At 61.0% G+C, this 8,675-nt stretch carries 8 protein-coding genes; 6 read left to right on the top strand and 2 right to left on the bottom strand.

Features of this window, described 5'->3' with window-relative positions:
- The coding region (gene dnaK, locus T281_RS14450) for a molecular chaperone DnaK (RefSeq protein WP_037240793.1) at nucleotides 1-1,318 on the top strand (1,318 nt) is incomplete at its 5' end.
- Between the two features lie 139 nt (nucleotides 1,319-1,457).
- Nucleotides 1,458-2,594 (top strand): molecular chaperone DnaJ, encoded by a 1,137-nt coding sequence (gene dnaJ, locus T281_RS14445; protein WP_037240777.1) that lies wholly within the window; start codon nucleotides 1,458-1,460, stop codon nucleotides 2,592-2,594.
- Between the two features lie 354 nt (nucleotides 2,595-2,948).
- On the opposite strand, the gene T281_RS14440 is transcribed toward dnaJ, so the two are convergent.
- A complete protein-coding gene (locus T281_RS14440; RefSeq protein WP_013419922.1) occupies nucleotides 2,949-3,623 on the bottom strand; it encodes a response regulator transcription factor in 675 nt (224 codons plus the stop codon).
- 557 nt (nucleotides 3,624-4,180) lie between these two features.
- Nucleotides 4,181-4,672: a hypothetical protein gene (locus T281_RS14435; protein WP_155955274.1), complete on the bottom strand. Its 492-nt coding sequence runs from the start codon at nucleotides 4,670-4,672 to the stop codon at nucleotides 4,181-4,183.
- A gap of 211 nt (nucleotides 4,673-4,883) precedes the next feature.
- Between T281_RS14435 and T281_RS14430 the strand changes: the two genes are divergently transcribed.
- From T281_RS14430 to T281_RS14415, 4 genes are all read left to right on the top strand, one after another.
- On the top strand, nucleotides 4,884-6,041 hold the full coding sequence (locus T281_RS14430; protein ID WP_037240772.1) for an MlaE family ABC transporter permease: 1,158 nt from the start codon (nucleotides 4,884-4,886) through the stop codon (nucleotides 6,039-6,041).
- A gap of 1 nt (nucleotide 6,042) precedes the next feature.
- Entirely contained in the window at nucleotides 6,043-6,837 is a 795-nt protein-coding gene (locus tag T281_RS14425; protein ID WP_052037529.1) for an ABC transporter ATP-binding protein, read from the top strand.
- Nucleotide 6,838: 1 nt separating this feature from the next.
- On the top strand, nucleotides 6,839-7,774 hold the full coding sequence (locus T281_RS14420) for an MlaD family protein (protein WP_037240769.1): 936 nt from the start codon (nucleotides 6,839-6,841) through the stop codon (nucleotides 7,772-7,774).
- A 201-nt stretch (nucleotides 7,775-7,975) separates the two neighbouring features.
- Nucleotides 7,976-8,572 carry an ABC-type transport auxiliary lipoprotein family protein gene (locus tag T281_RS14415; RefSeq protein ID WP_037240766.1) on the top strand — a complete coding sequence of 199 codons (597 nt, stop codon included), beginning with the start codon at nucleotides 7,976-7,978 and terminating at the stop codon, nucleotides 8,570-8,572.
- Nucleotides 8,573-8,675: the final 103 nt, after the last annotated feature.

Raw genomic sequence — 8,675 nt, 5'->3', positions numbered from 1 at the left:
CGATGGCGTGTTCGAGGTGAAGTCCACCAACGGCGACACATTCCTCGGCGGTGAAGACTTCGACATGCGCCTCGTCGATTACCTCGCCAGCGAATTCAAGCGCGAGAACGGCATCGACCTTCGCAGCGACAAGCTGGCGCTTCAGCGCCTCAAGGAAGCAGCCGAGAAGGCGAAGATCGAGCTTTCCAGCGCCCAGCAGACCGAAATCAACCTGCCGTTCATTACCGCCGATGCGAGCGGCCCGAAGCATCTGACGATGAAGCTGACGCGCTCCAAGCTCGAAAGCCTCGTGGACGATCTCGTGCAGCGGACCATCGGCCCCTGCGAAGCGGCCCTCCGCGATGCCGGGCTGAAAGCGGCCGAAATCGACGAAGTCGTGCTCGTCGGCGGCATGACGCGTATGCCGAAGATTGTTCAGATCGTGAAAAACTTCTTCGGCAAGGAGCCCCACAAGGGCGTCAACCCGGATGAAGTCGTGGCCATGGGCGCTGCCATTCAGGCGGGCGTGCTTCAGGGCGACGTGAAGGACGTGCTGCTGCTCGACGTCACGCCGCTTTCGCTCGGTATCGAGACGCTCGGCGGCGTGTTCACGCGCCTTATCGACCGCAACACGACCATCCCGACGAAGAAGAGCCAGGTCTTCTCGACCGCCGAGGATAATCAGAACGCGGTGACCATTCGCGTCTTCCAGGGCGAGCGCGAGATGGCGGCGGACAACAAGATGCTCGGACAATTCGACCTCGTGGGCATCCCGCCCGCACCGCGCGGGGTGCCGCAGATCGAAGTTACGTTCGACATCGACGCCAATGGCATCGTGAATGTGTCCGCGCTCGACAAGGCCACGAGCAAGGCACAGTCGATCCGCATTCAGGCGTCGGGCGGTTTGTCCGACAACGACATCGACCGCATGGTCAAGGAAGCCGAGACCCACGCTGCGGAGGACAAGAAGCGCCGCGAGCTGGTCGAGGCCAAAAACCAGGCGGAAGCGCTCATTCACTCGACCGAGAAGACGCTGGTGGAACTTGGCGACAAGGTTTCTGACAGCGACAAGAAGGCGGTCGAAGCTGCTGTTGCGGAGCTGAAGACCGCTTCGACGGGCGAAGATGCCGCGCAGATCAGCGCCAAGGCGGACGAACTTGCCAAGGCCGCGATGAAGCTCGGTGAAGCGCTTTACCGTCAGGCTGGTGGTGACGCAGGCGGCGCGGCGCCCGGAGCGGGCGGCCCGCAGGGCGGTGCCGCTGGTGGCTCGACTGCCTCCGATGGCGTGGTCGATGCCGAGTTCGAGGAAGTTAAGGACGACAAGAAGAAGTCGGCCTAATAAAGAAGCGGGGAGACGCCAAGTCTCTCCGCGATTCCGCAGCCCGGCTTGGCCGGACCGGCGCACAAATTGCGTCCGCCAAGCTTAAGCTGATCTTTTGCAGGCGAAGGTTGATGATCAAGGATCTTAACAACACACCATGAAGCGCGATTATTACGAGGTGCTCGGGCTGAAAAAGGGCGCAGCCGATCACGAAATCAAAAGCGCTTTTCGGAAGCTTGCAAAAGAATGTCACCCGGATCGCAACCCGGGCAGCGCCACGGCCGAAATTCAGTTCAAAGAAGTTAATGAAGCCTACGAGGCGCTGAAAGACCCGCAGAAGCGCGCCGCCTACGACCAATTCGGCCACGCCGCCTTCGAAGGCGCGGGAGCGAATGGTGGCTACGGCTTCGGCTCGGACTTCTCGGCTTCGATGTCGGAGATCTTCGACGACCTGTTCGGCGAGTTTATGGGCGGCCGCCGCACGCGCGGACGCAGCGCCAAGGAACGCGGCTCCGATCTCAAATACAACATGGAGATTTCTCTCGCGGAAGCCTTTTACGGCAAGACGGCGCAGATTCGCGTGCCCGCGTCGGTCACATGCGAGGCGTGCGGCGGCGCTGGCGCGGAATCGGGCTCCAGCCCCGTGACTTGCCCGACCTGCCAAGGCTTCGGCAAGGTGCGCGCGAGCCAGGGCTTCTTCACCATCGAGCGCACCTGCATGACCTGCCAAGGGCGCGGCGAGATTATCCAGAAGCCTTGCACGGTGTGCTCCGGCAGCGGTCGGGTGACGCGCGAGCGTACGCTCTCGGTCAACATCCCGGCGGGCGTCGAGGATTCGACGCGCATCCGGCTTGCGGGCGAGGGCGAGGCTGGCATTCGCGGCGGTCCGGCGGGCGATCTCTACATTTTCCTGTCGATTATGCCCGACGACATCTTCCAGCGCGACGGGGCAGATCTGTTCTGCCGCGTGCCGATCACCATGGTGACGGCGGCGCTCGGCGGGCAGGTTGAAGTGCCGACGATAGACGGCGGTCGCGCGCGGGTGAAGATCCCCGAGGGGACGGAAACCGGCAAGCAGTTCCGCCTTCGCGGCAAAGGTATGCCAGTGCTTCGGTCAAAGCTGACCGGCGATCTCTACGTGCAGGTTGAGGTTGAAACGCCGCAAAACCTGTCGCGCAAGCAGAAGGAGTTGCTGAAGGAATTCGAGAAGGCGTCAAACGACACGACGCATCCGGATACCATCGGTTTCCTAAGCAAGATCAAGGCGTTCTGGGACCGCGCGGGGAAACCGTAGAGTTCGGTCCTTCGAGCCGGTCTTTAGCTTAAAGTTAGAGACGAAGTTGCGGCCGCTGTTCATCGAATAAGCAGTGGATTGGGCGGGATAGCGCGAATCACGCTTAGTTGCCAGCGCCTGATCTGACGGCATACTTTTATTGACCGTCAACATGTGATCGCGTCGTCGACCCATATCCAAGAGTCCTGCCTCGCGATCCGAATGCTTATAGCGGGCGCACGATGGAACTCATACCACCAAAGGCAACGTCTGATTTTTAGCGCCATGCCGTAGACCGGACACGGCCTCGCTACCACTGAAATTTGAGGAAAAAGGCGCCAGAAGCAAATAGACGCCATGTTTCAAAGTCCCGCTTCAGTCTTGCGTCAACCGGTAGCCGAGGAAGCGCTGAGAATCGATCGGGTCTGACCCCAACCGCTGACGCAACCGCTTGCGCAGCTTGCTGATGTGGCTTTCGATGACATTCTCGTCGATGCCGTCGTCGAACAATCCGTAGACGAAGTTGAATATTTGCGACTTCGTCACGCGCCGGCCCTTGTTTGTCATCAGATATTCGAGGATGCGGCGTTCGCGACGCGGGAGCGGGAGCGGCTCGCCATCGATCTCGGGATCGCGACCGTCAGAGAAGACGCGGATGCGACCGGAAAGCGGTTGAGACTGCGCCTCCTGCTGAGAGCGGCGGCTGATGGCGCGGATGCGGGCAAGAATTTCGCGCACATGGACGGGCTTGCGCACAACGTCGTCCACGCCAGCGGCGAAAAGATCGAGCGTATCGTTCAGGGATTTCGTTTCGTTCATGGCGATGACGGCCGCACCGGACCGCGATTTGATCTTGAGCGGCACTTCCTCGCGATTCTGAAAGTCGCCGAGCAGAAAGGCTTCAACCGCGTCGATATCCGGCTCCGGTGCAGTATTCACCCACTGCCGGAAGTCATGCGGTGCCAGCCCGGTTGCAGAAACACCCTCCCGGCAGAACCAGGCGGCATATCCGTTCAACACCGTTTCGCGGTCGTCGACGATGACAATCATGGCTTTTTCCGATTCGAAACAACTAAGGTCTGCTTAACGACTTAGCTGCAACCTTTAGCTGCATCAACCTCTGATTGTCCCATCGAGCGCCCCGCAATCAGTTAAGTAGTCGAGCGTTGCAAGAATGCCTCGCTTCAACTTGGGGTAGGTTTTGCGCAAACTTGGGGGAAGGGCCGCCGGGCCGCTGGCGTACCAGATCCGCCAGCTTTGAAAGCCGGTATCGGCTAGTGGTCCGATTCCGACATTTGCATCCGTTCGCGGCACCTCGTGACCAAATGCCGGACAGGGACCACTAGGAACGTGATGATTTTAGCGGAGCTTTTGAATTTGACATTTGAGCGAGAGCTCGCTGCAAACGGGACTCAAATGTCAAATTCGCTCCACTAGGAAAGATACGTTCTCATCGGGAGTTTGAAGGGCGCGAATATGGCGCAAAGACGCGCGGGAAATGCCCGTGAGCTGTATGTCCCGCGTATGTTCGTCGGGAAAATGCTTGTCGGATTCGAGCGTCAGCGCGGTAAGAAGCGCGCTGGATAACGGCTTCGCTGGAAAGCGCTTCAGCGCGATTCGGTCGTGAAATAGGAGGAAAGCTCGCCGAAAAGCTTCGCGGTGCGGTCCGAGGCATAAGGAGCGGCAGGCGAACCGGGCTGCTGCGCCTGCGATTCGAGTTCCTCGTTCAATGAGTCCGCCATGCGATCCTCAATCGATTCGATGAGGGCGATTACGGCGGCCTCGATTTCCTCCATACCGTTCAGCAGAAGTTCAGCCTTGTCTCCTTCGTCGAAACAATCGAACGCCTTGTGCCGGTGCTTCGAGACCGTGCTGAGAATGCCCGACAGATCGCGGCAGACCTCTGCGTTGAGGCCGGGCACACCGAGCGCCGCGCGATGCAGCCGCGAAATCGACCGAAGCAGGCGAAGCGTCTCAAGCCCGCGATTGCGGTCGACATAGGCGCGCAGGAAGCGTCGGCCCTTGTCCGACGCGAGAAGTGCGCTCTCGATCGCGCAGTAGTCGGCCTCTGACAGGGGAGCCATTGTGAGGATTGTCATACTCGCCGCCGGGTGTTCGAAAATCGGTTGTAGAAACACTAGCGGGTAAACCTTTCCAAACGCTTGACAAAATCGCACGGTTTCTTGGCGTCTCGTTCTTGTCACGGTTGGCTGGCAGGAACACGTCGCGCGAAGGTTTGCGACAGTTTTTCACAGACTCGACACCCAATCCTCGCTATGGCTTAACAATTCTTTCAGAAGTCTGATGGGAATGCCTGACAACGACGCTGTTCTGGACCGGATCATAGAACCGGCCCTTCGCTCCGCCGAGGAGCGCGGGACGCGCCGGCTTATCGTGTCCGGCGACTGGACGCTCGCTGCGCTGGGTGATGCGCAGGCCGCCGTAGATGATTTTGAAGCCTCGCACGGCCCCGCTCACGAGATCGACATCGGCGATATGCGGCGCCTCGACACAGCGGGCGCGTTGACCCTTATCGGGCTGAGGGATGGCAAGGCCGCCGCCAAAACCGCCGACTTCTCCCGCGCACGCCCGGAGCACCGCATCCTGCTCGACGAGATCGCGCGCGCCGCCCCGGCCGCGTACGAGCCGCCGCCGCCGCGCGCAGGCGCAGCCGTCGAGATCCTCCGCCGCTTCCTTTCCGCCGCGACCTCCATCGGGCGCGATGCCATCCGCCTCACGATGTTCCTCGGCGAGACGACTGCCGCCCTAGCGCGCGTCGTCGTGCACCCGGGGCGTTTTCGGATAAAGGCCTTCACCCACCAGCTTCAGCAGACCGGCCTTTCCGCCGTGCCGATCATCGCGCTTGTGAGCTTCCTCATCGGCGGCGTCGTAATGCAGCAATCCGCTTTCCAGCTGCAAAAATTCGGCGCGGAAACGATGTCCATCGACATGCTGGGCATCCTCGCGCTGCGTGAGTTGGGCGTGATCCTCGCTGCGGTCATGGTCGCAGGGCGTTCGGCCTCGGCCTTCACCGCGCAGATCGGCACCATGAAGATGCGCGAAGAGATCGACGCCATGCGCACACTCGGCATCGATCCCATCGAAACGCTCGTGCTGCCGCGTGTGCTTGCGCTGATAATCGCGCTGCCGCTTCTCGTCTTCCTGGCCGACATGATGGCGCTCGCAGGCGGTGCCGTCATGGCGAAGCTTTATCTCTCGCTCGACACTGACATGTATCTGCAAAGGCTGAACAGCTCGGTGCAGGCGAAGCATCTTTATGTCGGGCTCATCAAGGCTCCGTTCGCCGCTCTCGTCATCGGGCTAGTCGGCTGTCTGGAAGGCTTGAGCGTTCAGGGCAGCGCGGAGTCGGTTGGCACACAGGTGACGACGGCGGTGGTGAAGGCGATCTTCCTCGTGTTGGTACTCGACGCCGTGTTTGCCATTTTCCTCTCGGCGGCGGGATTCTGACATGACGGCACCGCAGTTGAACGGCGCGCCGCTTGAATACGCGATCCGCATTCGCGGGCTGACGAAGCACTTCGGCACGCAGCTCATCTTTGAAAACCTCAGCCTCGACGTGCATGCGGGCGAAATCCTCGCCATCGCGGGCGGATCGGGCACGGGCAAATCGGTGCTGCTGCGCACGATCCTCGGGCTTCTGCCTTTCGAGGCGGGGAGCGTGGAAATTCTCGGCAGCGACTTCGCGTCACTCTCCAAGACCGAACGCGTGAAGATCGAACGACAGGTCGGCGTCCTGTTTCAAGACGGCGCGCTCTTTTCGTCGCTTACGGTGCTTCAGAATGTGCAGGTGCCGATGCGCGAGCACCTGAACCTTCCGCAGAAAACAATGGACGCGCTGGCGCTGCTCAAGATCGCGATGGTTGGGTTGCCCCCGAACGCGGCCTACAAATACCCATCGGAACTCTCCGGCGGCATGAGGAAGCGCGCCGGGCTGGCGCGAGCGCTCGCGCTCGATCCGCGCATCGTCTTCCTCGACGAGCCGACATCAGGCCTCGATCCCATCGGCGCCGCGGCGTTCGATCGGCTGATCCAGAGCCTGCAACGAACGCTCGGCCTCACCGTCTACATGATCACCCACGACCTCGACAGCATCTTCGCTGTGTGCGACCGCGTCGCGGTTCTGGCCGACAAGCACGTCGTGCGCGAGGGCGCGCCGATGGACCTCGTCCGCGATCCCGGCCATCCGTGGGTGCGGGAGTATTTCTGCGGCGAGCGCGGCCGACAAATCGCAAAGGCATCCTGAGATGGAAACACGGGCAAACTACCTCATCGTGGGCGTCTTCGTCCTCGGGCTGATCGCGGCGCTGCTCGGCTTTATCTACTGGATGAAGCATGACTCGGACGGCGGCGACGGCAAGGAATATCACGTAGTTCTCGACGGCTCGGTGCAGGGCATTACCGTTGCCTCTCCCGTGATGTTCAACGGCATCCGCTTCGGCGCGGTGCGCAAGATCGAGCTGTTGCCGGAAGATACGCGGAAGGTCCGCATCCTGATCTCGGTCAGGCGGGACACGCCGGTTCGCACCAACAGCCACGCGCGCATCTCGCAGCAGGGGCTCGCGGGATGGGTCGCGATGGAGATCACGCCCGGCACGCCGGACATGCCGATGCTTGAGCCGAAGCCGGGCGAGGAGATCGCGGTTATTTCCGCCGATCCGGGCGCGGGCGGTTCCCTGTTCGCCGGCGTGTCGGACGCCGCAGGTCAGGCGAGCGCGCTCGCCGTGCGCCTGAACAACCTCATTGCGAATAATGAAGACTCTCTCCATCGCACCGTCACCAACCTCGAAACATTCACGGGCATGATAGCCGAGCGGAAGGATGACATTGCCTCCGTCATTCAAAACGTGCGGCACCTTTCGGAAAAACTTGCGGCCGTCAGTGCGAAGATCGACTCTGCGGTCGACAGACTTGCTGGCGAATCCTCGGACAACCCCAATTCGATTGTGTCGCAAGTGCAACAGGCTGCGATTTCCATTCGGCAGCTTTCAGAGAAGCTCGACAAATCGGTCGGTGACAAGTCTGGTGCACTTACACAGCAGGCGGATCGCTCGCTTCGAGAGTTCGAGCTTTTGGCCAAAGACGGCAGGCGCTTGGTCGATAGCCTCGACCGCGTCGTCCAGAAAATCGACCGCAATCCGACGGGCTTTCTTCTCGGCGGTCAGCAGTCGCCAAAATACTAGAGGTCGGTACGATGCCGACCACTGGAGCTTCATTTGCATTCTTTGTAATGCAGACAAATTTCTATACATCTGATTTATCGCGTTTCCTTAACGTGGCTGGTATGGGTGGGAAACGCTTTCAGGCATGCGAGGAATTGAACATCGAAGCGGGCAACTTCGCCTATATTCGGTCGGGCGAATCGAGAGGGGCTTTGAGGCATCATGCGGCTGATGCGTAAGATAGCGGCCATCGTGGCGGCAGGAATGCTCGGCGGCTGTGCCATGGGCGGGCTCGTTGGCGCGTCTGCGCCCGCGACGTTCGATCTCGAAGCGCCGCAGGTGGAGCGGATGCGCGCGCGCGGTATACAAATCACCGTTTATCCTCCGGTCGCAGTCAAAACCATCGACACCGTGGAAATCCTCGTCAAGGGCGCGAACGGGCGCGTTGCGTACTTTTCCGGCGCGGCATGGGGCGACCGGCTTCCTGCGTTGTTCCAGGCGCGGCTTGTCGAAACGCTTGCCAATTCCGGCGCCTTCCGCGCTGTGCTCACCAATCAGGATCGCGTGACGGGCGATCTTTCTCTTGCAATCGAGATCCGCGATTTTCAGGTGGATGCGACCTCTGGCGCCCCGGAAGCCGTGGTCGATGTCTATGTGAAGCTCGTGGACGAGCGGACGTCTTCGATCATCACGACGAAGCGCTTCCATGCCCGCGTGGCTGCTGCGGCACCCGATCCGAACGCCGGCATCCACGCATTGAATACCGCATTCCAGCAGGTGGCCGCCGAGATCACCACATGGGTTGCGCGCCGCGGCTGATTAAAGACGCGAAGCCGCATTGCAGTGTGGGCTTCGGGCGCCCGGTGTGGCGGCTCAGTTCGCCGTTGGCCGAAGCGGATGCCCTCTGCGATGATGAGCGACG

It is taken from the genome of Rhodomicrobium udaipurense JA643 (assembly GCF_000636015.1).
GTDB lineage: Bacteria > Pseudomonadota > Alphaproteobacteria > Rhizobiales > Rhodomicrobiaceae > Rhodomicrobium > Rhodomicrobium udaipurense.
This window is presented reverse-complemented; position numbering and strand designations above follow the sequence as displayed.